Source organism: Streptomyces sp. NPDC002537 (assembly GCF_053594975.1).
Genome location: NZ_JBSFWT010000052.1, coordinates 1 through 24,385, shown reverse-complemented (window position 1 = coordinate 24,385; position 24,385 = coordinate 1). Strand labels below are relative to the sequence as shown.

At 70.9% G+C, this 24,385-nt stretch carries 23 protein-coding genes; 8 read left to right on the top strand and 15 right to left on the bottom strand.

Annotation, left to right across the window (positions count from 1 at the left end; all coding sequences use genetic code 11):
• Positions 1-22 precede the first annotated feature (22 nt).
• The 7 genes from ccsB to hemL all read right to left on the bottom strand — a co-directional run bounded on the left by ccsB (position 23) and on the right by hemL (position 7,820).
• Positions 23-1,171, bottom strand: a complete 1,149-nt coding sequence (gene ccsB / locus ACWD4A_RS22590; protein ID WP_451196635.1) for a c-type cytochrome biogenesis protein CcsB — start codon at positions 1,169-1,171, stop codon at positions 23-25.
• Entirely contained in the window at positions 1,171-2,937 is a 1,767-nt protein-coding gene (resB, locus tag ACWD4A_RS22585; RefSeq protein ID WP_451196575.1) for a cytochrome c biogenesis protein ResB, read from the bottom strand. Before resB ends, ccsB begins: the two co-directional genes overlap by 1 nt.
• Before the next feature lie 3 nt (positions 2,938-2,940).
• Complete coding sequence (locus tag ACWD4A_RS22580) at positions 2,941-3,678, bottom strand: cytochrome c biogenesis CcdA family protein (RefSeq protein WP_451196632.1); 738 nt, start codon at positions 3,676-3,678, stop codon at positions 2,941-2,943.
• Between the two features lie 40 nt (positions 3,679-3,718).
• Positions 3,719-4,342 (bottom strand): TlpA family protein disulfide reductase, encoded by a 624-nt coding sequence (locus ACWD4A_RS22575; RefSeq protein ID WP_451196573.1) that lies wholly within the window; start codon positions 4,340-4,342, stop codon positions 3,719-3,721.
• Positions 4,343-4,408: 66 nt separating this feature from the next.
• Positions 4,409-5,620: a hypothetical protein gene (locus ACWD4A_RS22570; protein WP_451196572.1), complete on the bottom strand. Its 1,212-nt coding sequence runs from the start codon at positions 5,618-5,620 to the stop codon at positions 4,409-4,411.
• A gap of 170 nt (positions 5,621-5,790) precedes the next feature.
• Positions 5,791-6,504, bottom strand: coding sequence for a histidine phosphatase family protein (locus ACWD4A_RS22565; protein WP_451196570.1), 714 nt, complete (start codon positions 6,502-6,504; stop codon positions 5,791-5,793).
• 8 nt (positions 6,505-6,512) lie between these two features.
• Positions 6,513-7,820 carry a glutamate-1-semialdehyde 2,1-aminomutase gene (hemL, locus tag ACWD4A_RS22560; protein ID WP_451196568.1) on the bottom strand — a complete coding sequence of 436 codons (1,308 nt, stop codon included), beginning with the start codon at positions 7,818-7,820 and terminating at the stop codon, positions 6,513-6,515.
• 136 nt (positions 7,821-7,956) lie between these two features.
• On the opposite strand from hemL, the gene ACWD4A_RS22555 reads away from it, so the two are divergent.
• The 4 genes from ACWD4A_RS22555 (at position 7,957) to ACWD4A_RS22540 (ending at position 10,188) form a co-directional block, all read left to right on the top strand.
• On the top strand, positions 7,957-8,523 hold the full coding sequence (locus ACWD4A_RS22555) for a hypothetical protein (protein WP_451196566.1): 567 nt from the start codon (positions 7,957-7,959) through the stop codon (positions 8,521-8,523).
• An 18-nt stretch (positions 8,524-8,541) separates the two neighbouring features.
• On the top strand, positions 8,542-8,877 hold the full coding sequence (locus ACWD4A_RS22550; RefSeq protein ID WP_451196564.1) for a YnfA family protein: 336 nt from the start codon (positions 8,542-8,544) through the stop codon (positions 8,875-8,877).
• Between the two features lie 58 nt (positions 8,878-8,935).
• On the top strand, positions 8,936-9,703 hold the full coding sequence (locus tag ACWD4A_RS22545) for an SDR family oxidoreductase (RefSeq protein WP_451196562.1): 768 nt from the start codon (positions 8,936-8,938) through the stop codon (positions 9,701-9,703).
• 104 nt (positions 9,704-9,807) lie between these two features.
• Entirely contained in the window at positions 9,808-10,188 is a 381-nt protein-coding gene (locus ACWD4A_RS22540; protein WP_451196559.1) for a VOC family protein, read from the top strand.
• Positions 10,189-10,209: 21 nt separating this feature from the next.
• On the opposite strand, the gene ACWD4A_RS22535 is transcribed toward ACWD4A_RS22540, so the two are convergent.
• The gene (locus ACWD4A_RS22535; RefSeq protein WP_451196557.1) at positions 10,210-11,403 is read right to left on the bottom strand and encodes an RtcB family protein; all 1,194 of its coding nucleotides are present in this window, start codon (positions 11,401-11,403) and stop codon (positions 10,210-10,212) included.
• A 196-nt stretch (positions 11,404-11,599) separates the two neighbouring features.
• Here ACWD4A_RS22535 and ACWD4A_RS22530 point away from each other — a divergent pair, with 196 nt between their 5' ends.
• Both ACWD4A_RS22530 and ACWD4A_RS22525 read left to right on the top strand, forming a co-directional pair.
• Positions 11,600-12,421 (top strand): hypothetical protein, encoded by an 822-nt coding sequence (locus ACWD4A_RS22530; RefSeq protein WP_451196554.1) that lies wholly within the window; start codon positions 11,600-11,602, stop codon positions 12,419-12,421.
• A 132-nt stretch (positions 12,422-12,553) separates the two neighbouring features.
• Positions 12,554-13,291: a hypothetical protein gene (locus ACWD4A_RS22525; RefSeq protein WP_451196552.1), complete on the top strand. Its 738-nt coding sequence runs from the start codon at positions 12,554-12,556 to the stop codon at positions 13,289-13,291.
• Between the two features lie 108 nt (positions 13,292-13,399).
• Here ACWD4A_RS22525 and lysS read toward each other — a convergent pair whose 3' ends face one another.
• Positions 13,400-15,139, bottom strand: a complete 1,740-nt coding sequence (lysS, locus tag ACWD4A_RS22520) for a lysine--tRNA ligase (RefSeq protein ID WP_451196549.1) — start codon at positions 15,137-15,139, stop codon at positions 13,400-13,402.
• A gap of 190 nt (positions 15,140-15,329) precedes the next feature.
• Here lysS and argS point away from each other — a divergent pair, with 190 nt between their 5' ends.
• Positions 15,330-17,093: an arginine--tRNA ligase gene (gene argS / locus ACWD4A_RS22515; protein WP_451196547.1), complete on the top strand. Its 1,764-nt coding sequence runs from the start codon at positions 15,330-15,332 to the stop codon at positions 17,091-17,093.
• A gap of 1 nt (position 17,094) precedes the next feature.
• Here argS and ACWD4A_RS22510 read toward each other — a convergent pair whose 3' ends face one another.
• The 6 genes from ACWD4A_RS22510 to ACWD4A_RS22485 form a co-directional block, all read right to left on the bottom strand.
• A complete protein-coding gene (locus ACWD4A_RS22510) occupies positions 17,095-17,544 on the bottom strand; it encodes an ATP-binding protein (RefSeq protein WP_451196544.1) in 450 nt (149 codons plus the stop codon).
• Between the two features lie 132 nt (positions 17,545-17,676).
• Positions 17,677-18,669: a porphobilinogen synthase gene (hemB, locus tag ACWD4A_RS22505; protein WP_451196542.1), complete on the bottom strand. Its 993-nt coding sequence runs from the start codon at positions 18,667-18,669 to the stop codon at positions 17,677-17,679.
• The gene (locus ACWD4A_RS22500) at positions 18,666-20,315 is read right to left on the bottom strand and encodes a uroporphyrinogen-III synthase (RefSeq protein WP_451196540.1); all 1,650 of its coding nucleotides are present in this window, start codon (positions 20,313-20,315) and stop codon (positions 18,666-18,668) included. Before ACWD4A_RS22500 ends, hemB begins: the two co-directional genes overlap by 4 nt.
• Positions 20,312-21,307: a hydroxymethylbilane synthase gene (hemC, locus tag ACWD4A_RS22495; RefSeq protein ID WP_451196537.1), complete on the bottom strand. Its 996-nt coding sequence runs from the start codon at positions 21,305-21,307 to the stop codon at positions 20,312-20,314. Before hemC ends, ACWD4A_RS22500 begins: the two co-directional genes overlap by 4 nt.
• A complete protein-coding gene (locus ACWD4A_RS22490; protein ID WP_451196535.1) occupies positions 21,304-22,710 on the bottom strand; it encodes a glutamyl-tRNA reductase in 1,407 nt (468 codons plus the stop codon). Before ACWD4A_RS22490 ends, hemC begins: the two co-directional genes overlap by 4 nt.
• Positions 22,707-23,471, bottom strand: coding sequence for a redox-sensing transcriptional repressor Rex (locus ACWD4A_RS22485; RefSeq protein ID WP_451196532.1), 765 nt, complete (start codon positions 23,469-23,471; stop codon positions 22,707-22,709). Before ACWD4A_RS22485 ends, ACWD4A_RS22490 begins: the two co-directional genes overlap by 4 nt.
• A gap of 380 nt (positions 23,472-23,851) precedes the next feature.
• Between ACWD4A_RS22485 and ACWD4A_RS22480 the strand changes: the two genes are divergently transcribed.
• The gene (locus ACWD4A_RS22480) at positions 23,852-24,130 is read left to right on the top strand and encodes a glutaredoxin family protein (RefSeq protein ID WP_451196529.1); all 279 of its coding nucleotides are present in this window, start codon (positions 23,852-23,854) and stop codon (positions 24,128-24,130) included.
• The last annotated feature ends 255 nt before the right edge of the window (positions 24,131-24,385 follow it).

The window sequence follows — 24,385 nt, the reverse complement described above, 5'->3', positions numbered from 1 at the left end:
GTACGCGGCTTCCGTACGCGGCTCAGACCCCGGCGTACGAGTGCTTGCCGGTGACGAAGATGTTCACGCCGTAGTAGTTGAAGAGGTAGCAGGCGAACGCGATCAACGCGATGTAGGCGGCCTTGCGGCCCTTCCAGCCGACGGTGGCGCGGGCGTGCAGATAGCAGGCGTAGGCGACCCAGGTGATGAGGGTCCAGACCTCCTTGGGGTCCCAGCCCCAGTAGCGGCCCCAGGCGGCCTCGGCCCAGATCGCACCCGCGATGATCGTGAACGTCCACAGCGGGAAGACCGTCGCGTTGATGCGGTAGGCGAACTTGTCGAGCGTGGCGGCCGAGGGCAGCCGCATCACGAACGTGTCCGTGCCCTTGGCGAGCTGGGCCTTGAAGCGCACGATGCGGTGGCCCGGGGGCAGCTCCGACAGCAGCCGGTCCAGCCCGGCGCGGCCGGTGTAGCCGTCCTCCAGACGCTCCTCGTAGCCGTCGCGGAAGAGGAAGAAGAGCGTGGAGCACGCGCCGACCCACAGGGCGGCACCGGAGAGGATCGCGCAGGAGACGTGGATCCACAGCCAGTACGAGTGCAGCGCCGGCACCAGTTGGTCGCTCTTGGTGTAGAGCACCGTCAGCGCGAGCCCGAGGTCGAGCAGGATCGTGGTGGTCAGCGGCAGGCCGATCCAGCGCACGTTCTTCTTGGCGGCCAGCATGACGAGGTAGACCCCGACGACGGTCGCGCCGAAGGTCGTGGAGAACTCGTACATGTTGCCCCACGGCGCCCGCTCCACGGACAGCGCGCGGGTGATCACCGAGCCCGCGTGGAGGAGGAACGCGAGCACGGTCAGGGAGACGGCGATCCGGCCGTACATGTCCCCCTTCTCGCTGGTGCCCGCGGCACCCGGACCGTCGGGCACGTCACGGGCGCCCGTGGCGCTGCGGGCCACGACCTTGGGGCGCTCCAGCACCGCCGTGCCGCCGCCCTGCCGGGCGGCCTGCGCGGCGGCGGCCGGGGCGGCCTGCTCGGTCAGCGCGGCGGCGGTGCGGCCGACCGCGCTGCGGCTGCCGAACACCCACTCCGCGATGTGCGCGAGGAAGGCCAGGGTGTAGACGGCCATGGCGGAGTAGATCAGCACATTGCTGATGTTCGCCATGTTCTCGTTGGCTGCGGCAGCGATCGGGATCACGCACGCGCTCCTTCGGAAGGATCTGCGGAAACTTCGGAGTCGGCCGGGGCGTCCGGATCGTCCGGGGCCACGGGCGGGGCGTCGGGCCGGAGCGCGACGGCCAGGTCGGCGAGCTCCTCGGGCAGCTTCGCGGACTCGCTGCGCCCGAGGCCCGCCATCTCGACGACGGTCCGGCCGTCGGCGTCACGGACGGCCCGCACCCAGACCCGGCGGCGCTGGATGAACAGCGAACCGGCCACGCCGACGAGCATGGCGACCGCGCCCACGAGCGCCATGCTGTTGCCCGGCTGCTGGGAGACCTGGAAGGTCGCCCAGGGCTTGATGCCCTCGAACTTGAGGGTGCCCGCGCCGTCCGGCAGCGTCATGGTGTCGCCGACCTTGAGGTTCTGCGCGAACGGGTTGCCGTCCTTGTCCTTGAACTGCTTCATCTTGGACACGTCGAGCTGGTAGACGCTCTGCGGCAGACCGGAGTCGATGCCCAGGCTGCCCAGGCTGCCCTGGTAGGCGGTGAGGACCAGCCGCGGGTTGTCCAGCGCGGGGAACTGCGAGGCCATGGGCATCTCCGGCACCTGCGTCGGCACGAAGAGGCCCTTGAAGCCGAGCTGGGTCTTGTTGCCGTCCTTGTCCCGGCTGTCCGGCACCTTGATGACCGTGGACTCGGTGACGTTGGAGTCCAGCGGCAGCGAGGCGACCGCGCCGCGGAAGGCGACCTCGCCCTTGGCGTCCCGGACGGTGACGACCGGCGCGTAGCCGTGCCCGATCAGGTAGACCTTCGAGTCCGCCGTCTCCAGCGGCTCGTTCACCTTGATCGTCGTCTGCTTGTGCTCACCGTCCGCGCCGTCCCAGTAGGTGACCCGCGCCTCGTACGTCCGCGGGGTGCCGCGCTGCGGCCCGGTGCGCTCGTACGTGCCCTCGAAGCTGTCCATCCTGAAGCCGAAGGGCTTGAGGTCCTCGGACGTGAACAGGGAGCCGGACTTGAAGTCGTCGTACTGCGTGAGGGTGTTGGCGAACTTGTCGCCCTCGACCATCAGCTTCTGGCCCTCGGACTTCCACATCTGCCCGGACGCGAAGGCCAGCAGCATCACGATCAGCGCGATATGGAAGACGAGGTTGCCGGCCTCGCGCAGATAGCCCTTCTCGGCGGCCACCGCGTCACCGGCGGCGTCCGTGCGGAACCGCCGCTTCCTGAGCAGCTTCCCCGCCGCCGCGAGCACCTGCTCGGGCTCCGCGTCCGTGTGCCACGTGGTGTAGACGGGCAGCCGGGTCAGCCGCTTCGGCGCGCCCGGCGGACGGCCGCGGAGCTGGCCGACGAACTGCCAGGTGCGCGGGACGATGCAGCCGACCAGGGAGGTGAACAGCAGGATGTAGATCGCGGAGAACCACACCGAGGTGTAGACGTGGAAGAGCCCGAGCTTGTCGTAGACCGACGCGACGGTCTCGTGCGTCTTCTTCCAGTTCTCCGCCTTCATGGCGTCGACGCTCGTCTGCGGGACGAGCGAGCCGGGGACCGTGGCGAGCGAGAGCAGGAACAGCAGGATCAACGCGACCCGCATGGAGGTCAGCTGCCGCCAGACCCAGCGCACCCAGCCGACGGCCTCACGCCCGGACCAGGCCAGCCACCCCAGCGCGCCCGGCCTGCGGACACCGCCGAACGAGCCGGGCATCGCCACGCCGCCGTCCTCGGCGGGTGCCGTGGACAGCTGGGACCCGGCGGCACCGATGTCCTTGTCCTCGGTGGCAGGGGTGGGCTCAGTCTTGGACATTGATCAGACCTCGGGGACGAAGGAGTCGGACCACTGTCGCATGACGCCGATCAGTTGGTCCCAGGCGCCGGTGAGCAGCAGCACGCCGACCGTGATGAGCATGGCGCCGCCGATCCTCATGACCCACGCATAGTGCCGCTTGACCCAGCCGAACGCGCCGAGAGCGCGCCGGAAGGCGAGGGCGGCGAGGATGAACGGCAGGCCGAGGCCGAGGCAGTACGCGAACATCAGCAGCGCGCCGCGCCCGGCGCTGCCCTGGTTGAAGGCCAGCAGCTGGACGGAGGCGAGCGTCGGGCCGATGCAGGGCGTCCAGCCGACGCCGAACATCGCGCCCAGCAGCGGCGCCCCGGCCAGCCCCATCGTCGGCTTCCGGTGGAAGCGGAACTCCCGCTGGCCCCAGCGGGAGAGGAAGCCCATGAAGGCGAGGCCCATCACGATGGTGAGGACCCCGAGGACCTTGGAGATCGTGCCCTGGTAGCGCTGGAGGTCCTGGCCGAAGTTGCCGAACAGCGCGCCGCCGGAGACGAAGACCGCGCTGAAGCCGAGCACGAAGAGCAGCGAGCCCGCGAGCATCCGGCCGCGTCTGGCCTCCGCCATGTCCGAGCCGCTGACACCGGTGACGTAGGAGAGGTAGCCGGGCACGAGCGGCAGCACGCAGGGGGAGAAGAAGGAGACCAGCCCGCCGAGGACGGCGACGGGCAGGGCCATCAGCAGCGCACCGGTGAGGACGGTCTGGTTCATGTCCCCGACGGCGGCGGCGAGGGTGACGGCGGTCACCGGATCACTTCTCCGCGACGAGCGGGTCGAGGGTCTTGCGCAGCTCGTCCTCGGTCAGCGCCTTCATCGCCCGTGCCGCGATCCTGCCGTCGCGGTCGATGAAGACGGTCGAGGGGATCGACTGGGGGCTGAGGCTCCCCTTGGGGAAGCGGAGCAGCAGCTGGCCGCCGGAGTCGTAGAGGCTCGGGTACGGGACCTCGAACTCCTTCTCGAACCGGAGCGCGGGGGCGGGGTCGGTGTCGCGGGTGTTGATGCCCACGAACTGGACGCCCTTGTCCTTGTAGTCATTGGCGACCGTGACCAGGTTCTTCGCCTCGCCTCGGCACGGGGAGCACCAGGAGCCCCAGACGTTGAGGACCACGACCTTGCCCTTGTAGTCCTTGGCGACGTCGAGTTCCTTGCCCTCCAGGGTCTTGCCCGAGAGGTCCGGCGCGTTCTGCCGGGCGCCCTTGTCGTTGACCACACTGACACCACCGGTGCCCTGTACGAACTGGGTCTGCCCCCCGCTCTTCGGGCTGTCGCCCGAGCCACAGGCGGTCAGGGTCAGGGCCGCGAGGGCGGTGCAGGCGGCCAGCAGGGTGGTACGACGGCGGGATTCAGGGCGTCGAAGGGCGCGGCAGGCACTCATGTGAAAAGTTTCGCATGGTCCGTTTAGGGATCTTCCGCACCCCCCTCCGCGCGGCGCGGGGCCGGTTCAGTCGGCCTTGGCGGTCCACTTCTCGCCGACGTCGAAGCGGCGCAGCCCCTTGAGGACCGCCGGGTCCTGGGCGTCCAGCCAGTCGACGAACTGACGGAACGAGACCAGCCTGACGTCCTTGTGCTTCTCGTCGGCGATGTATTTGAGCGCCTCCTCGACGGCGTCCATGTAAATGCCGCCGTTCCACTCCTCGAAGTGGTTGCCGACATAGAAGGGCGCGCGATTCGTTTCGTACGCGCGGTCGAATCCGGCGATGTACGACTCGGTGGCCTGGCGGCGCCAGTGCGGATAGTGCTCCGACGGCCCCCTGGTGGTGCTGCGCGACTGATTGGCGAGGATGTTGTAGTCCATCGAAAGGACTTCGAACGAATGGCCGGGAAAAGGCATCTGCTGCAACGGGAGATCCCAGACGCCGTGCTTCTTCTCGGGCCACACCTGGGTGCCGCCCGGTGAACTCGCGTCGTATCGCCACCCGAGTTTCGCTGCGGTCGGCAGCAGATTGTCCTGCCCCAGCAGACACGGGGTGCGGCTGCCGATGAGTTCCTTGTGGTAGTCGAAGGGCAGCGGCTCCAGATCCGTGAATCCGGTGTTCGTCCGCCACTCGGTCACGAAGGAGACCGCCTGCTCGATCTCCGACTCCCAGTCCTCGGGCGTCCACTTGGCGACCGAGCCGGAGCCGGAGCAGAAGTGCCCGTTGAAGTGGGTGCCGACCTCGTGGCCCTCCAGCCACGCCTCCCGCACGTTCTCCAGCGTGGCCCTGATGTGCTCGTCGGTGAGGTAGCCGATGTCGGACGCGCCGACCGGGTTGTTCGGCGGCTTGTAGAGGTCCTTCTTCGACTCGGGGACCAGGTAGATCCCGGACAGGAAGAACGTCATCTTCGCGCCGTGGTCCCTGGCCAGCTTGCGGAAGCGCGGGAAGAGTCCGTTGCCGACCTCGCCCGCGCCGTCCCAGGAGAAGATCACGAACTGCGGCGGCCGCTGGCCCGGCGCCAGCCGCTCGGGCTTGGGCGGCTGATGGGGCTGCGGCCCGGCGTCGGCCGTGGAACCGTCGCCGATCGGGGTCGCCTTCGCCCGCTCGCTCGCCTTGGCGGAAGGGTCGTGCCTTTCGGTCCCCGCGGGTCCGGAACAGCCGCCGACGCCACTCAGCGCGGCGGCCGCTCCCGCGCCCACTCCCATTCCGAGGAGACCCCGGCGGCTGATATCACGCATGTCGTCTCCAGTCCGTACTCGCCACGCCTCCATGCGTCTTGTCGTCCATATAAAACGACATCGTGGAAGAGGGCGCGTCGAGTACGGCGGTTGCGCGATTTCGCCGGTCTTTGCAGCGCTTTACCGGGATTTACCCCGGGGATCGCAGAGTTCTGCGGATGGCCTTACTCTCAGGCACCGAATGCCTTGGCCCCGCCCTTTACCGGCTTCGCGCCCGCGAGCAGATGCTTCGGCACCAGATCCCGGGCCGGCTCGCTGTAGCCGACGGACACGATTTTGTCCCCCCTGAAGGTGAACGACGTCAGGCTCGCGAGAGTGCACTGACGTTTACGCGGGTCGTGCCAGAGCCGCCGCCGCTCCGCGAAACTGCGCACCACCCAGATCGGCAGCTGATGGCTGACACAGACGGCCTCGTGGCCGCGCGCCGCGTCCCGCGCCGCACCGAGCGCACCCATCATCCGCACGACCTGCTCGACGTACGGCTCACCCCACGACGGGCGGAAAGGATTCGTCAGGTACTTCCAGTTGGCCGGCTTCTTCAGCGCACCGTCACCGACGCCGAAGGTCTTGCCCTCGAAGACGTTCTCCGCCTCGATCAGCCGCTCGTCCGTCGCCAGGTCCAGACCGTGCGCCTTGGCGATCGGCTGCGCCGTCTCCTGCGCCCGCTCCAGCGGGGAGGCGACCACATGGGTGATGTCCCGCCCCGCCAGGTGCTCGGCGACCCGGTCGGCCATCCGCAGCCCCAGCTCCGACAGGTGGTAGCCCGGCCTGCGCCCGTAGAGCACGCCCTCCGGGTTGTGCACCTCGCCGTGCCGCATCAGGTGGACGACAGTGATCTCACTGCCCTTGGCCGCACCCGGCCTGTTCGTCGTCTCGCTGGTCATACCGTCCATCATCCCGTCGCCTCGGCGGCCGCCCGCGCCGCGGCCGGCAGCGCCGCCGCGACCCGCTCGATCGCCGCACCGTCATGAGCCGTCGACACGAACCACGACTCGAACGCCGACGGCGGCAGATAGACGCCCTGCGCCAGCATCGAGTGGAAGAACGCGTTGAAACGGAAGGCCTCCTGCGCCTTCGCCTCCGCGTAGTCCGTGACCTCGCGGTCGGTGAAGAACACGGAGAACATGTTCGACGCCTTCTGCAGGCGGTGCGCCACGCCTTCCTTGGTCAGCGCCTCCGTCACCAGACCGCCGATCTCCGCGGCGACCGCGTCCACCTTCGCGTACGCCGCGTCGTCGAGCAGCCGCAGCTGCGCGAGGCCCGCCGCCGTCGCGACCGGGTTACCGGAGAGCGTGCCCGCCTGGTAGACCGGGCCCGCCGGGGCCAGGTGCCCCATCACATCGGCACGGCCGCCGAACGCCGCCGCCGGGAAGCCGCCGCCCATGACCTTGCCGAAGGTCAGCAGGTCCGGACGCACACCGTCCACACCGAACCAGCCCGCCCTGCTCGTACGGAAGCCGGTCATCACCTCGTCCGAGATGAACAGCGCGCCGTTCTCCTCGCAGGCCGCCTTGAGCCCCGCGTTGAAGCCCGGCTTCGGCGGCACCACGCCCATGTTGCCCGGCGACGCCTCCGTGATCACACAGGCGATCTCGCCCGGGTGCGCGCGGAAGGCGGCCCGCACGGCCTCCAGGTCGTTGTACGGCAGCACGATCGTGTCGCCGGCCTGCGCGCCCGTCACACCGGGCGTGTCCGGCAGCCCGAACGTCGCCACACCCGAACCGGCCGCGGCCAGCAGCGCGTCCACATGGCCGTGGTAGCAGCCCGCGAACTTGATCACCTTGGCGCGGCCGGTGAAACCGCGCGCGAGCCGGATCGCCGACATCGTCGCCTCGGTGCCGGACGACACCAGGCGCACCTGCTCCACGGGCTCGACCCGGGCGACGATCTCCTCGGCGAGCGCCACCTCGCCCTCGCCCGGCGTACCGAAGGACGTACCACGCGCGACCGCGTCCTGGACGGCCGCGATCACCTCGGGGTGCGCGTGCCCGAGGATCATCGGCCCCCACGAGCACACGAGGTCCACGTACTCCCGGCCGTCGGCGTCCGTGAGGTACGGACCGGCACCGGACACCATGAACCGGGGCGTGCCGCCCACGGCGCGGAATGCGCGCACGGGAGAGTTCACACCGCCGGGCGTCACGACCGCCGCGCGGTCGAAGAGCTTCTGCGACACTGGGGCTTCATATGGGTAGGGCATGCTGCCCATGGTCTCAGAGCCACGTGTCGAGTGGTCTTCGGGCGTTTCACACGCCGTTCACGGGGGAGGTCTCTGAGACGATGATCGGGTTGCGCGGCGGGGGCTGTGCTGCGTAAAAAAGCGGTCGGGTGGAGATATGCATCGCGGTGGCGGACTGGGCGAGGGCACCGATGACCTGGGCCCCGAGCGAGCCCAGAGGTCACGCAGGGGGCGCCACAGGGGCCGTCGCGAAGAGGACGGCACGGGTAACAGGAGTGGTGGCCGGGTGGGGGTGACGTACAAGTACTTCGGCGCGCCCAACAGCGCGCAGGCGGCCAACGTCCCCATCTCCATGCGCCCGGAGGAGCTCGGCGGCGACGAGCTGGGCATGGGCGGCATGTTCACCAAGATCAAGCCGGAGACGGTGGCCGCCATGGTCCTCACCGGCATCGAGGGCATACCCCTGCACAAGGTCCCCCCGCTCGAACTGGTCGTCCTCCACCCCGACTACGCCGTGGTCAAGCTCCCCATGACCGTGGTCGACCCGCTGCGCTCGATCGGCGAGGAGTCGGTCGGCGCCGCCGCGTTCATCTGGTCCACGGTCCCCGACCGCGGCGGCCCGCGCGACGCGTTCACGGTCTACCGCCTGCTGCGCGAATGGCAGGACTTCTCCCACCGCCTGCACGAGAACGGCCACCAGCCGTACTGCCTGGTCTGGCCGTAACCACCGTAATCTGCGGCAATGCTCACGTTCCGGTCCATCGCCCTGTTCATCGTCGCCGCGCTCCTGGAGATCGGCGGCGCCTGGCTCGTCTGGCAGGGCGTCCGCGAGCACAGGGGCTGGGCATGGATCGGCGCCGGGATCGTCGCCCTCGGCGCGTACGGCTTCGTCGCCACGCTCCAGCCGGACGCCGAGTTCGGCCGCATCCTCGCCGCGTACGGCGGGGTCTTCGTGGCCGGCTCACTGGCCTGGGGCATGGTCGCGGACGGCTACCGCCCCGACCGCTACGACGTGACCGGCGCGCTCATCTGCCTCGCCGGGGTCGCGGTGATCATGTACGCGCCGCGCGGCCGCTGACCGCCGCGCATATCCTGCGAACCGATCACCGCAGCACACCACTTCAGGAGGCCCCGCCATGAGCACCCGCACCGCCGTCATCACCGGCGCGAGCAGCGGCATCGGCGCCGCCACGGCCCGGCAGCTGGCCGCCGCGGGCCACCGCGTCGTGCTCACCGCCCGCCGCAAGGACCGGATCGAGGCCCTCGCCGCGGAGCTCACGGCCGCCGGGCACGAGGCCGTCGTCTACGAACTGGACGTCACCGACCACGCCGCCGTCATGACCTTCGCCGTCTTCCTCGACGACTTCGGGACCGTCGACGTACTGGTGAACAACGCCGGCGGTGCCCTCGGCGCCGAGACCGTCGAGACCGCCTCCGCCGCCGACTGGCGCGCGATGTACGAGGTCAACGTCCTCGGCACGCTCAACGTCACCCAGGCGCTGCTCCCCCGCCTGCGCACCGCCCCCGACGGCGGCACGGTCCTGATCGTCTCCTCCACCGCGGGCCACGCCACCTACGAGGGCGGCGGGGGCTATGTCGCGGCCAAGCACGGCGCGCACGTGATGGCCGAGACCCTCCGGCTGGAGCTGTGCGGCGAGCCCGTGCGCGTCATCGAGATCGCCCCGGGCATGGTGCGGACGGAGGGCTTCGCGGTCACCCGCTTCCGCGGTGACGCGGAGAAGGCCGCCGCGGTCTACGCGGGCGTCGCCGAGCCGCTGACCGCGGAGGACGTGGCGGACACCGTCACCTGGGCGGTCACCCGCCCCCCGCACGTGAACATCGACCTGCTGGTCGTCCGCCCCCGGGCGCAGGCGTCCAACTACAAGGTCCACCGGGAGGGCTGACCGGGACCGGGTCCTCGGACCCAGGTCCAACGGCCGATCGCGCGGAAGATCATCAGCGGCTAGTTTCCTGTTCGGCGAACCAACCCGTACGAAAGGCACCACCGATGCGCGTCACCGGATTCGACCACCTCGTGCTGAACGTCTCCGACGTCGAGCGGGCCCTGGCCTTCTACTGCGGCCCGCTCGGCCTGGAGCCCGTCCGCGTGGACGAGTGGCGCGCGGGCGAGGTGCCCTTCCCCTCGGTGCGGGTCTCCCCCACGACCATCATCGACCTGGTCGACCGCGCCCGCGGCGAGTCCAACGTCGACCACATCTGCCTGGTGGTCGAGCCGCTGGACTGGCAGTCGGTGATCGACGCGGGCACCTTCGGCAAGATCCGCGGCCCCGTCACCAACTTCGGCGCCCGCGGCAACGCCGAGTCGGTCTACGTCGCCGACCCGGACGGCAACACGGTCGAGCTGCGCTGGTACCCGCAGGACGCCTGAGGGAAGGGCCCCGCGGGGCCCTCAACCCTTCACGCAGACGACCTGCTTGAGCTTGGCGACCACCTCGACGAGGTCCCGCTGCTGGTCCATGACCTGCTCGATCGGCTTGTACGCGGCCGGGATCTCGTCGACCACCCCGCGGTCCTTGCGGCACTCGACACCGCGGGTCTGCTCCGCGAGGTCCTGCTCGGAGAACCGCTTCTTCGCCGCGTTGCGGCTCATCCGCCGACCGGCACCGTGCGACGCGGAGTTGAAGGACGCCTCGTTGCCCAGGCCGCGCACGATGTACGAACCGGTGCCCATCGAGCCCGGGATGATGCCGTACTCGCCGCCGCCCGCGCGGATCGCTCCCTTGCGGGTGACCAGCAGGTCGACGCCCTCGTAGGTCTCCTCGGCCACGTAGTTGTGGTGGCAGGAGATCACGGACTCGAAGGTCACCTTGGCGTTCTTGAACTCCCGGCGCAGCACGTCCTGCGACAGGGCCATCATGATCTCGCGGTTGTGCCGCGCATACTCCTGCGCCCAGAACAGGTCGTGCCGGTAGGCCGCCATCTGCGGGGTGTCGGCCAGGAAGACGGCGAGGTCGCGGTCGACCAGGTTCTGGTTGTGCGAGAGCTTCCGCGCCTGGCCTATGTGGTACTCCGCCAGTTCCTTGCCGATGTTGCGCGAGCCGGAGTGCAACATAACCCAGACCGAATTGTCCGAATCAAGGCAAAGCTCCCAAAAATGATTCCCGCCGCCAAGCGTCCCCATCTGCTTCAGCGCCCGCCCCTCGCGGAACTTGACCGCGTCCGCGACCCCCCGGAACCGCCCCCAGAAGTCGTCCCAGCCCGCCGTCGGCAGGCCGTGCAGCCGTCGCGGGTCGACCGGGTCGTCGTGCATCGAGAAGCCGACCGGGATCGCCGCCTCGATCTTCGACCGCAGGCGCGAGAGGTCGCCCGGGAGGTCGTTCGCCGTCAGGGACGTCTTCACCGCCGACATGCCGCAGCCGATGTCCACGCCGACCGCGGCCGGGCAGACCGCGCCCCGCATCGCGATCACCGAGCCCACCGTGGCGCCCTTGCCGTAGTGGACGTCGGGCATGACGGCGAGGCCCTCGATCCAGGGGAGGGTGGAGACGTTGCGGAGCTGCCGCATCGCAACGTCCTCGACCGCGGCCGGGTCGGCCCACATGCGGATCGGCACCCGGGCACCGGGCACCTCGGTGTAGGACATGGTTTTCCTCATTACCCCGTAAAAGCAACATAACGCAAAAGACGGACAAATCTCACGATTCACGACAGCGAACCGGCAGACGTGGCAGTCCGTGCGGTAGACATACTGTCCAGCCGCCGCCTTCCGGGCGGCAACCCGTTTTCGCGCGGGAAGCAGCGCGGGAACACGAGCCGCATGGCGAAGGGAGCCACGGACCGTGCAGCGAAGGGCGTACGCACCGGCCGCCGTACTGGCTGCGGCCCTGCTCGCCGCGGGCCTCAGCGCGTGCGGCGGATCCTCCGGCGGCCACGGCGGCGGAGCCGACGCCAAGCCCGGCCACGCGGGTGCCACGGCACCGGTCGGCGAGCCCGGCAAGTACCGCTCCCTCCCCGAGCCCTGCGGCTACGTGAACCGGGACACGCTGCGCCGCATGCTGCCCACCGGCGAGGACGACGGCGACCCCGAGCTGGCGAAGCTCTACAAGGGCCAGCCCACCATCACCTACGACACCGACCGCCGCGTCGGCTGCCGCTGGAAGCTGGAGACCCCGGAGGGCACCCGGCACCTGTCGGTCGACTTCGAGCGCGTGGTGTCGTACCAGCCGGGCGTCAGCGACGAGGAGCGGGCGCAGGAGCTCTACGGGCGCCTGGCGACCGCCGCGAAGATCCCCAACGCCTCCGCGGGCCCGTCCGCCCCGCCCTCCCCCAGTTCGAGCCCGGGTACGCACGCGCAGGGCGGCGCGAGCCCGCAGCCCTCCGGCTCCCCGGCCCCCTCCGGCTCCCCCTCGGCCGACCCGCGCCTCGCGCCGCGCGTCCTCGACGACCTGGGCGACGACGCGTTCATCGACGACAAGCTGGTCAGCACCGGCTCCGGTGTGCACCGGGACATCGCGGTCGTCTTCCGGTCCGCGAACATCCTGGTCAACATCGCCTACGACCAGTGGACGACCGACCGGCAGCACATTCCCGGCAGCGAAGACCTCCAGGGCAAGGCGCACGGCCTGGCCCGTGAACTGGACGCGGGGCACTTCGGCAATTAGCCCCGGCACACCCGCCCCGCCTGGGCGACGGGCGCCGACCGGCCGCGTACCGTGCCGACCAGGCGCGGGACCGCAAGTCCCCGACCCCGACCGCCCCCGACCCGCCCCCGACACTGAACGAGTGAAGGACCCATGCACCGAACAGCCCCGCGACTCGCCCGAATCCTCGCCTGCGCCGCAGTACCGGTGATGCTCGTCGCCACCGGCTGCTCGAGCGACGGCGGCGGCTCCAAGAAGGCGTCCCCGTCGCCGTCCCACTCGGCGGCGACGCCCGGCCCCTCGGCAAGTGCGAAGGCGGCGACGTTCACCAAGCTGCCCGAGGTGTGCAAGTCGATCGACGGGAAGACGATCGACAAGATCGTGCCCAAGGCGACGAAGAAGGAGGGCGAGACCCTCCCCGCCACCTCGCCGATGGACTCCGCGAGCTGCTTCTGGGCCGGCCTGGACAAGGACGACCCCAAGAACCTGCAGTACCGCAGCCTGACGATCTCGCTCAAGCGCTTCTCCTCGGACCCGACGCTCGGCTCGGGCGAGAAGCTCGCCGCGGCCTACGTCGGCCAGCGGGTGACCAAGGCGCTCACGGAGGACGGGGCGAAGGAGGGCGCCAAGCCGGAGAAGGTCGCCGACATCGGCGACGAGGCGCAGACCGTCGCGACCGACTACCGCAAGGCGGCCACGGAAGGCGGCGGCGAGGACGACTACCGCAACGCGTTCGTCATCACCCGGACCGCCAACGTCGTGATCACCGTGAAGTACACCGGTGCGGGCTTCGAGGGCGCCAAGAACCCCGACGCGGGCGACCTGATGAAGAACGCGCAGGACGCGGCCAAGGAGGCCGTGGCCTCGGTCGCGGCCGCCAACAAGAAGTAGCCCCGACAGCACACCAGACAACGCACACCCGACAACACAGAGGACGCCGGGCGGGCCCGATTCGATTCGGGCCCGCCCGGCGTCCTCGTACGACCGGTGGTGGAGCGCCTACGCGGCCAGCAGCTTGCGCACCCGGTCCGCGCCCACGGCCAGCAGCAGCGTGGGCAGGCGCGGGCCGGTGTCACGGCCGACCAGCAGGTGGTAGAGCAGCGCGAAGAAGGTGCGCTGGGCGACCTTGAGCTCCGGCGTCGGCTTGGCGTCCGGCGTCAGGCCCGCCTGGATCTTCGGCACGCCGTAGACGAGCGTGGTCAGCCCGTCCAGCGACCAGTGGTCGTCCAGGCCCTCCAGGAGCAGCCGCAGCGACTCGCGGGCCGCCTCGTCCAGGGCGGCCAGGGCCTCGGTGTCGGGCTCCGCGCGGACGATGGTGCGGGACTCCGCCGGGACCTGGGTGTTGATCCAGTGCTCGGCGCGGTCGAGCCGCGGGCGGGTCTCGTCCAGCGAGGTGACCGGGTTCTCCGGGTCGAGGTCGCTGAGGATGCGCAGGGTCTGCTCGTCGTGGCCGGCGGTGATGTCGACGACGGAGGCGAGCGTGCGGTACGGCAGCGGGCGCGGGGTGCGCGGCAGCTCACCGGCGGCCGTGCGCGCGGCGCGGGAGTACGCGGCGGCGTCGGCGGGCAGCACGCTGCCGTCCGCGACCTTGGCCTCCAGCTTGTCCCACTCGTCGTAGAGCCGCTGGATCTCCTGGTCGAAGGCGATCTTGAAGGACTGGTTGGGCTTGCGGCGCGCGTAGAGCCAGCGCAGCAGCGGCGCCTCCATGATCTTCAGCGCGTCGCCCGGGGTGGGCACGCCGCCCTTGGAGGAGGACATCTTGGCCATGCCGCTGATGCCGACGAAGGCGTACATCGGGCCGATCGGCTGCTCGCCCGCGAAGACCTTGCGGACGATCTGGCCGCCGACGACGAAGGAGGAGCCGGGCGAGGAGTGGTCGACGCCGGAGGGCTCGAAGATCACGCCCTCGTAGGCCCAGCGCATCGGCCAGTCGACCTTCCAGACCAGCTTGCCGCGGTTGAACTCGCCGAGCAGGACGGTCTCGGAGTGGCCGCACGCGCAGGTGTAGGCCAGCTCGGTGGTGTCGTCGTCGTAGGCGGTGACCGTGGTCGTATCCCGCTCGCAGGCGCCGCAGTACGGCTTGTACGGGAAGTAGCCCGCGCCGGAGCCGCTGCCGTCGTCCTCGTCGGCGGCGCCGGAGCCCTCGGCGGCCTCCAGCTCGGCCTCGTCGACCGGCTTCTGCTGCTGCTTCTTGGGCTTGCCGGTCGCCTTGTCCTTCGTCCGGTACTGGTCGAGGATCGCGTCGATGTCGCCGCGGTGCTTCATCGCGTGCAGGATCTGCTCGCGGTAGACGCCCGAGGTGTACTGCTCGGTCTGGCTGATCGGGTCGTACTCGACGCCCAGTTCGGCCAGCGCCTCGACCATGGCGGCCTTGAAGTGCTCCGCCCAGTTCGGGTACGCCGAGCCGGCCGGGGCCGGGACCGAGGTCAGCGGCTTGCCGATGTGCTCGGCCCAGCTCTTGTCGATACCGGGAACGCCCGCGGGCACCTTGCGGTAGCGGTCGTAGTCGTCCCAGGAGATCAGGTGGCGGACCTCGTGACCGCGGCGGCGGATCTCGTCCGCGACCAGGTGCGGGGTCATGACCTCACGCAGGTTGCCCAGGTGGATCGGGCCGGAGGGGCTGAGGCCCGACGCGACGACGACCGGTTTGCCCGGAGCGCGGCGCTCACTCTCGGCAATGACCTCGTCGGCGAAACGGGAGACCCAGTCGGCCTCGGTGCTCTGAGCCACGTGCGGCACTTCCTTCCTTACGGTCCTGGCATGACCATTGTCCCAGACGGCGGCTGCGGGTCCGGGGTTGCTCCCGCGCGCGAAACCCGCGTGCGGAACCCGCGCGCAGGAGGGCGCGAAATAACCGGCCGGGCGGCGAGGGGGCGCGTGGGATACTCGGTCGTACCACACTGCCCTCTACCGGAACGGCACCCACCCCATGGCTTCGGTCCCTTCCCTCGCTTCCTCGCTCCACCAGCGCATCGCGGACGCCCTCTCGGCAGCACTGCCGGAGGCCGGTGCCGCCGACCCGCTGCTGCGACGAAGCGACCGGGCCGACTTCCAGGCCAACGGGATGCTGGCGCTCGCCAAGAAGCTCAAGGGCAACCCGCGCGAGCTGGCGGGCAAGGTCGTGGCCGGGCTGCCCGCAGGTGACCTGATCCAGGAGATCGAGGTCTCCGGCCCCGGCTTCCTCAACATCACGGTCACCGACCGGGCGATCACCGAGACGCTCGCGGCCCGCGCGGCCGACGCCCGCCTCGGCGTCCCGTTCGCCGAGCGGCCGGGCACGTCCGTCATCGACTACGCGCAGCCGAACGTGGCCAAGGAGATGCACGTCGGCCACCTGCGGTCCGCGGTGATCGGCGACGCGGTCGCGAAGATCCTGGAGTTCTCGGGTGAGAAGGTCGTGCGCCGCCACCACATCGGCGACTGGGGCACCCAGTTCGGCATGCTCATCCAGTACCTGATCGAGCACCCGCACGAGCTGGACCACAAGGACGCGTCCTCCGGTGAGGAGGCCATGTCGAACCTCAACCGGCTCTACAAGGCGTCCCGTGCGCTCTTCGACTCCGACGAGGCGTTCAAGGAGCGCGCGCGCCGCCGGGTCGTGGACCTCCAGGCGGGCGACGCGGAGACCCTCGCCCTGTGGCAGCGGTTCGTGGACGAGTCGAAGATCTACTTCTACTCGGTCTTCGGCAAGCTCGACATGGAGATCGAGGACGCCGACGTGGTCGGCGAGTCCGGCTACAACGACATGCTCGTCGAGACCTGCCGCATGCTGGAGGAGTCCGGCGTCGCCGTCCGCTCCAACGGCGCGCTGTGCGTGTTCTTCGACGACGTCAAGGGCCAGGACGGTAACCCCACCCCGCTGATCGTGCAGAAGTCCGACGGCGGCTTCGGCTACGCGGCCACCGACCTCTCCGCCATCCGCGACCGGGTCGGCAAGCTCGGCGCCGACTCCCTGCTCTACGTGGTGGACGCCCGCCAGGGCCTGCACTTCAAGATGGTCTTCGAGACCGCCCGCCGGGCCGGCTGGCTGCACGACGGCGTCAAGGCCGTCCAGCTGCCGTTCGGCACGGTGCTCGGCAAGGACGGCAAGCCGTTCAAGACCCGTGAGGGCGAGACGGTCCGGCTGGTCGACCTGCTGGACGAGGCGATCGCCCGCGCCACGGCCGTGGTCCGGGAGAAGAGCGAGAAGCTCGGACTCTCCGAGGAGGAGATCGCCGAGCGCGGCACCCAGGTGGGCATCGGCGCGGTGAAGTACGCCGACCTGTCCACGTCCCTGGGCCGCGACTACGTCTTCGACCTCGACCGGATGGTGTCCCTCAACGGCGACACCAGCGTGTACCTCCAGTACGCGTACGCCCGTATCCAGTCCATCGTCCGCAAGGCGGGCGAGTCGGCTTCCGGCAAGGCCCACCCGGAGCTGGCGCTGGCCCCGGCGGAGCGCGCCCTGGCCCTGCACCTGGACGAGTTCGCGGAGACGCTGGCGGAGGTGGCCGCGTCGTACGAGCCGCACAAGCTGGCCGCGTACCTGTACCAGCTGGCGTCGACGTACACGACCTTCTACGCCGAGTGCCCGGTCCTCAAGGCGGACACCCCGGAGCAGGTCGAGAACCGCCTCTTCCTGTGCGACCTGACCGCGCGCACGCTGCGCCAGGGCATGTCCCTGCTGGGTATCCGGACGCCCGAGCAGCTGTAGTTCACCGGGCCGGTGGCGGGGCCGCGCGCCCCGCCCCCAGCTCGAACCAGATCAACTTGCCGACGAGGCCCTGCGGTTGGTCCCGCAGGGCGAACCCTCCCCAGCTGTCGGCGCATCGCATCACCAGCCCCAGCCCGCGCCCGTGCTCCGCCTCGTCGTCGGGCAGCGCGACCCGGCTTAGCCCGGGGAGCTTGGGGTTGGTGTCCCACACCGTCACCCGCACCCGCTCCCCCTCCCGCCGCACCCGCACCGACGCGGGCCCGTCGGAGTGCCGGTAGGAGTTGGTGACCAGCTCCGACGTCAGCAGCTCGGCGGTGTCCGCCAGTTCGGCGAATCCGTGCTCCTGGAAGATCGTGCGCAGCGTGCGCCGGGCGATGCAGGGCGCCATCGGATCGGAGGGGACCTGGAGGGTGTACTCCCAGTCGTCCGCGAGTTCCGGCTCGTTGCTCATATGCGCCTCCGGGGGGTGAGCGATATGGGCCACAACGTAGAGCTCTGAGGTGAATGCCCGCCATGGGGCGCGGACGCCGATGGCGGCCCCCCGTGCAGGGAAGCCGCCATCGGTCCGTACAGCCGTCCTCGGTCAGAGCTGCCGTGCGACCTCGGTCGCCCAGTAGGTGAGGATCATGTTCGCGCCCGCCCGCTTGATGCCGGTGAGCGACTCCATGATGGCGCGGTCCCGGTCGATCCAGCCGTTGGCCGCGGCCGCCTCGATCATCGCGTACTCGCCGCTGATCTGGTACGCGGCCACCGGCACGTCCACCGACTCCGCGACCTTCGCCAGGATGTCGAGGTAGGGCAGGGCCGGCTTGACCATGACCATGTCGGCGCCCTCGGCGAGGTCGAGCGCCAGCTCGCGCAGGGACTCCCGGGCGTTGGCGGGGTCCTGCTGGTACGTCTTGCGGTCGCCCTGCAGCGAGGAGCCGACGGCCTCGCGGAACGGGCCGTAGAACGCGGAGGCGTACTTCACGGCGTAGGCGAGGATCGAGACGTCCTCGTGGCCGGTCTGGTCCAGGGCGTCGCGGACGACACCGACCTGACCGTCCATCATGCCGCTCGGGCCCACCACATGGACGCCCGCGTCGGCCTGGACCTGCGCCATCTCGGCGTAGCGCTCCAGCGTCGCGTCGTTGTCCACCCGGCCCTCGGCGTCGAGGACGCCGCAGTGGCCGTGGTCGGTGTACTCGTCCAGGCACAGGTCGGACATGATGACGAGCTCGTCGCCGACCTCGGCCTTCACATCCCGGATGGCGACCTGGAGGATGCCGTCGGGGTCGGTCCCGGCGGTGCCCGCCGCGTCCTTCTTCGCGTCCTCGGGCACGCCGAAGAGCATGATCCCGGCGACGCCCGCCTCCAGGGCCTCGACGGCCGCCCGCTTCAGGGTGTCGCGGGTGTGCTGGACGACGCCCGGCATGGCGGAGATCGGCACCGGCTCGCTGACGCCCTCCCGCACGAAGGCGGGGAGGATCAGGTCGGCCGGGTGCAGCCGGTGCTCCGCGACCATCCGGCGCAGGGCCGGGGTGGTGCGGAGCCGCCGCGGGCGGGAACCGGGGAACGTGCCGTACGTGGTGCTCAACTGCGTGCCCTCCTACGCGATCCGGGCCGTCGCTCGCTCGGTCGGGTGACCGGGTCACCGGCCTCCAGGGCGGCATCGCGCCGCGCCGCGCCGAACTCCGCGAGCGCCTCGGCGAGCCTGTGCACCGAGGGCTCGGGCGACAGCACGTCCACCCGCAGGCCGTGCTCCTCCGCGGTCTTCGCGGTGGCCGGGCCGATGCAGGCGATGACGGTGACGTTGTGCGGCTTGCCGGCGATGCCGACCAGGTTCCGCACGGTGGACGAGGAGGTGAAGAGCACGGCGTCGAAGCCGCCGCCCTTGATCGCCTCGCGGGTCTCGGCGGGCGGCGGCGAGGCGCGCACCGTCCGGTAGGCGGTGACGTCGTCCACCTCCCAGCCCAGCTCGATCAGGCCCGCCACCAGGGTCTCGGTGGCGATGTCGGCGCGCGGCAGGAAGACGCGGTCGATCGGGTCGAAGACCGGGTCGTACGGCGGCCAGTCCTCCAGCAGGCCGGCGGCGGACTGCTCGCCGCTGGGCACCAGGTCCGGCTTCACGCCGAACTCGACCAGCGACTTCGCGGTCTGCTCGCCGACGGCCGCGACCTTGATCCCGGCGAAGGCGCGGGCGTCGAGCCCGTACTCCTCGAACTTCTCGCGGACCGCCTTGACGGCGTTCACGGAGGTGAAGGCGATCCACTCGTAGCGGCCGGTGACCAGGCCCTTGACCGCGCGCTCCATCTGCTGCGGGGTGCGCGGCGGTTCGACGGCGATGGTCGGCACCTCGCTGGGCACGGCGCCGTACGAGCGGAGCTGGTCGGAGAGCGCCGCGGACTGCTCCTTGGTGCGCGGGACGAGCACGTTCCAGCCGAAGAGCGGCTTGGACTCGAACCACGAGAGCTGGTCGCGCCGCGCTGCCGCGCTGCGCTCGCCGACCACGGCTATCACCGGCTGGCCGCCGTCCGGGGACGGCAGCACCTTCCCGGCCTTGAACACCTGGGCGATGGTGCCGAGGGTGGCCGTCCAGGTGCGCTGGCGCGTGGTGGTGCCCGCGACGGTGACCGTCAGCGGGGTCTCCGGCCTGCGCCCGGCGGCGACCAGCTCGCCGACGGCCGCCACGACCGAGTCGAGGGTGGTGGAGACGACCGCGGTGACCTCGCTCGCGCCGACCTCGGACCAGCAGGTGGCGGAGGCGGTGCGGGCGTCGACGAAGCGCACGTCGCCGCCCTTGCCGTCGCGCAGCGGCACGCCGGCGTAGGCGGGCACGCCGACGGCCGTGGCGACGCCCGGCACCACCTCGAAGGTGATGCCCTCGGTGGCGCAGGCCAGCATCTCGTCGGCGGCGTTGCCGTCGAGGCCGGGGTCGCCGAGCACCGCACGGACGACCCGCTTGCCGCCGCGCGCGGCCGTCATGACAAGATTGGCCGTGTCCCTGAGAACGGGCACATCGGCGGTTTTTGATGCCTCGTCAGTAACCGTCTGGGCAGGCATGTCCACATGGGCGCGCGCGTGTGTGCGCACCACATCGAGCACCTGCGGATCGGCAATCAGGACGTCCGCGGCCGCAAGTGCCTCCACGGCGCGCAGCGTCAGCAGTCCCGGGTCTCCGGGGCCGGCACCGAGAAAGGTGACGTGCCCGTGCACGGGGTGGTTCGGGGCGGTGGGGTTCAAAGTGCTCGCTCCCCCATAAGACCGGCCGCACCCTTGTCGAGCATCGCAGCGGCGAGTTCGCGGCCCAGGGCCACGGCCTCCTCGCTGGACGACGGCACGGGGCCGGTGGTGGACAGCTGCACCAGCGTCTTGCCGTCGGTCGAGCCGACGACACCCCGCAGGCGCAATTCGGTGACAATCTGCCCGTCGGCCAAGAAGTCGGCCAGCGCACCCACAGGTGCGGAGCAACCGGCCTCCAGGGCGGCGAGCAGGGAGCGTTCGGCGGTCACGGCGATCCGCGTGTACGGGTCGTCGAGCTCGGCGAGCGCGGCGGCGAGGGGTGCGTTGGTCACTGCGCACTCGATCGCCAGGGCCCCCTGGCCGGGGGCGGGCAAAACGGTGTCGGGCTCCAGGTACTGGGAGATCTCCGCGGTGCGGCCCAGACGGGAGATCCCGGCGGCGGCCAGCACCACGGCATCCAGCTCGCCGTCGGTGACGAAGGCGATCCGGGTGTCGATGTTGCCGCGGATGGGCACCGTCTCGATCTCCTTGCCGTGCGCGCGGGCCCAGGCGTTGAGCTGGGCCATGCGGCGCGGCGAGCCGGTGCCGATCCGGGCACCGGACGGGAGGGTCTCCAGGGTCAGGCCGTCACGCGCGATCAGCACGTCGCGCGGGTCCTCCCGGACCGGGACCGCGGCCAGCGCGAGTTCCTCGGGCTGAGTGGTCGGCAGGTCCTTGAGGGAGTGCACGGCGAAGTCGATCTCGCCCGCGAGCAGCGCGTCGCGCAGCGCGGAGACGAAGACCCCGGTGCCGCCGATCTGCGCGAGGGACTCGCGCGAGACATCGCCGTACGTGGTGATCTCGACCAGCTCGACCGGGCGGCCGGTGAGCTGCCGTACGGCCTGCGCCACCTGCCCGGACTGGGCCATGGCGAGCTTGCTGCGGCGGGTACCGAGACGCAGCGGAGGCTGGTCGGCGGTCACTCCGTCCACCGCCGTTGAGGTGTCGTTCATGCCGGCTCCCGTGCAGTGTTGTGCGTACCGGCCCGTGAATCGGCCCGGCTCACGGCGGCGACCGCCTGCGGATCGAGGTCGAAGAGCTCCCGCAGCGCGTCGGCGTAACCGGCGCCGCCGGGCGTGGCGGCCAGCTCCTTGACGCGCACGGTCGGCGCGTGGAGGAGCTTGTCGACGACGCGGCGCACGGTCTGCGCGATCTCCGCGCGCTGCTTGTCGTCGAGGTCGGGCAGGCGGCCGTCGAGCCGCGCGATCTCGCTCGCGACGACGTCCGCCGCCATCGTCCGCAGGGCGACCACCGTGGGGGTGATGTGCGCGGCCCGCTGCGCGGCGCCGAAGGCGGCGACCTCGTCGGAGACGATGGTCCGCACCTGGTCGACGTCGGCGGCCATGGGCGCGTCCGCGGACGCCTCGGCGAGCGACTCGATGTCGACGAGCCGGGCGCCTTCCAGGCGGTGCACGGCGGCGTCGACGTCGCGCGGCATGGCGAGGTCGAGGAGGGCGAGGCGGACGCCCGGCACGTCCGTGCGGGCGGCGGAACCGGCGGCGGCACGTGCGGCCAGCGCGGCCTGGACGGTCTCGACCGTCAGGACCACGCCCATGGCGCCCGTGCAGCTCACCACCACGTCCGCGAGCGCCAGTTCACCCGGCACCGCGGCCATCTCCACCGCCGAGGCGGTGAACCCGGTGGCGCCGCGCGAGGCACCCGGCTCCGTGAGGATCCGCGCCAGCCGCTCCGCACGCTCCAGCGTGCGGTTGGCGACCGCCACGTGCGCCACGCCCGCACGCGCGAGCGTGGCCGCGGCGAGCGAGGACATCGAGCCCGCGCCGATGACGAGGGCGCGCTTGCCCACCGCCCAGTCGGTCACGGCCGCGCCCTCGGCGAGACGCTCCAGGCCGAACGTGACCAGCGACTGGCCGGCCTTGTCGATGCCGGTCTCGCTGTGGGCCCGCTTGCCGACCCGCAGGGCCTGCTGGAAGAGGTCGTTGAGGAGCCGCCCGGCGGAGTGCAGCTCCTGCCCGAGCGCGAGCGCGTCCTTGATCTGCCCGAGGATCTGCCCCTCGCCGACGACCATCGAGTCCAGCCCGCACGCCACCGAGAAGAGGTGGTGGACGGCCCGGTCCTCGTAGTGCACGTAGAGGTACGGGGTCAGCTCGTCCAGGGGCACGCCCGTGTGCCGGGCCAGCAGCGTGGACAACTCGGCGACACCGGCGTGGAACTTGTCCACATCGGCGTACAGCTCGATGCGGTTGCAGGTGGCGAGCACGGCCGCCTCGGTGGCGGGCTCCGCCGCGAGGGTGTCGTGGAGCAGCCGCGCCTGCGTCTCGCGCGCGAGGGCGGCCCGCTCCAGCACGCTCACGGGCGCGCTGCGGTGGCTCAGTCCGACGACCAGGAGGCTCATGCCGGCATCACGGCGGGGACATCCCCGTCCGGTCCCTTCCGGCCGCCCGTGGCCGTGCGCGCCACGCGGGGCGTCGCGGCCGCGGCGTGCGTGCCTTCCTCGCCGGCCTTGCGCTGCTCGTGGAAGGCCAGGATCTGGAGCTCGATCGACAGGTCGACCTTGCGGACGTCGACGCCCTCCGGCACGGACAGCACCGTGGGCGCGAAGTTGAGGATCGAGGTGACCCCGGCGGCGACGAGACGGTCGCACACCTGCTGGGCCGCCCCGGCGGGGGTGGCGATGACGCCGATGGACACCCCGTTGTCCGTGATGATCGACTCGAGCTCGTCGGTGTGCCGGACGGGCAGCCCGGCGACCGGCTTGCCCGCCATGGCCGGGTCGGCGTCGATCAGGGCGGCGACCCGGAAGCCGCGCGAGGCGAAGCCGCCGTAGTTGGCGAGCGCGGCGCCGAGGTTGCCGATGCCGACGATGACGACCGGCCAGTCCTGGGTCAGGCCGAGCTCGCGGGAGATCTGGTAGACGAGGTACTCGACGTCGTAGCCGACCCCGCGGGTGCCGTACGAGCCGAGGTAGCTGAAGTCCTTGCGCAGTTTGGCGGAGTTGACGCCCGCCGCGGTCGCGAGTTCCTCGGAGGAGACCGTGGGCACCGAGCGCTCGGAGAGCGCGGTCAGTGCACGCAGATACAGCGGTAGCCGGGCGACGGTGGCCTCGGGAATCCCTCGGCTTCGGGTCGCCGGTCGGTGAGTTCGGCCAGTTGCCACGGTGCTCCTGCGGGTAGAGCGGGGCTGCGGGCGGCGCCTCGTCCCAGGACCGCCCCGTCCCCCGCAGGCTATGCCTTTGTGAACGCGTGCACAAAGATGGTGTCCGCTTTGTCCGGGCAAAGTGACCGGGCTCACGCGGCCTTTCGGTCCGATCCGGGAACCATTGGCCCCACCACGGCGACAGCCGCGGCAGTCACTCCGGCACCAGGGGTGCACCGACGGCGACACGCGCCCTCACTCCCCTTCGCCACGCCCCCGGATACCCCCGGACACCAACAAATCGCCACATGATGGTAGTCGACTCAGGCACCCAATCCGGCCGGGAGAGACCACCGCTTCTCCCCTCCCCGCGCCCTCTTCCGGATTGGCACAATGACCCCATGAGCCCGCTGCTGCGCCGTAGCGCCCGCAAGAACCCCGCCGACAGCACGGTCACCCTGATCGGCAAGCCCGACTGCCACCTGTGCGAGGCCGCGGAGGCGGTCGTCGCCGAGGTCTGCGGCGAACTGGGTGCCCGCTGGGAGAAGAAGGACATCACCCAGGACGAGGAGCTGTACCGGAAGTACTGGGAGCAGATCCCGGTGGTCCTGGTCGACGGCGCCCAGCACGACTTCTGGCGCGTGGACCCGAAGCGCCTCCGCAAGGCACTGGGCGCGTAGCGCCGTAGCCACCCCATGACGGAGGCCCCCTCTTACAGACAGAGGCCCCCTTACAGGGCGCCGGGGGGCCGGGGCGACACCCCGGTAACCCGCCCTACAGGACGCCGGAGGCCCGGGGGCGACACCCCGGCAACCCGCCCTACAGGACGCCGGAGGCCCGGGGGCGACACCCCGGTAACCCGCCCTACAGGACGCCGGAGGCCCGGGGGCGACACCCCGGCAACCCGCCCTACAGGACGCCGGAGGCCCGGGGGC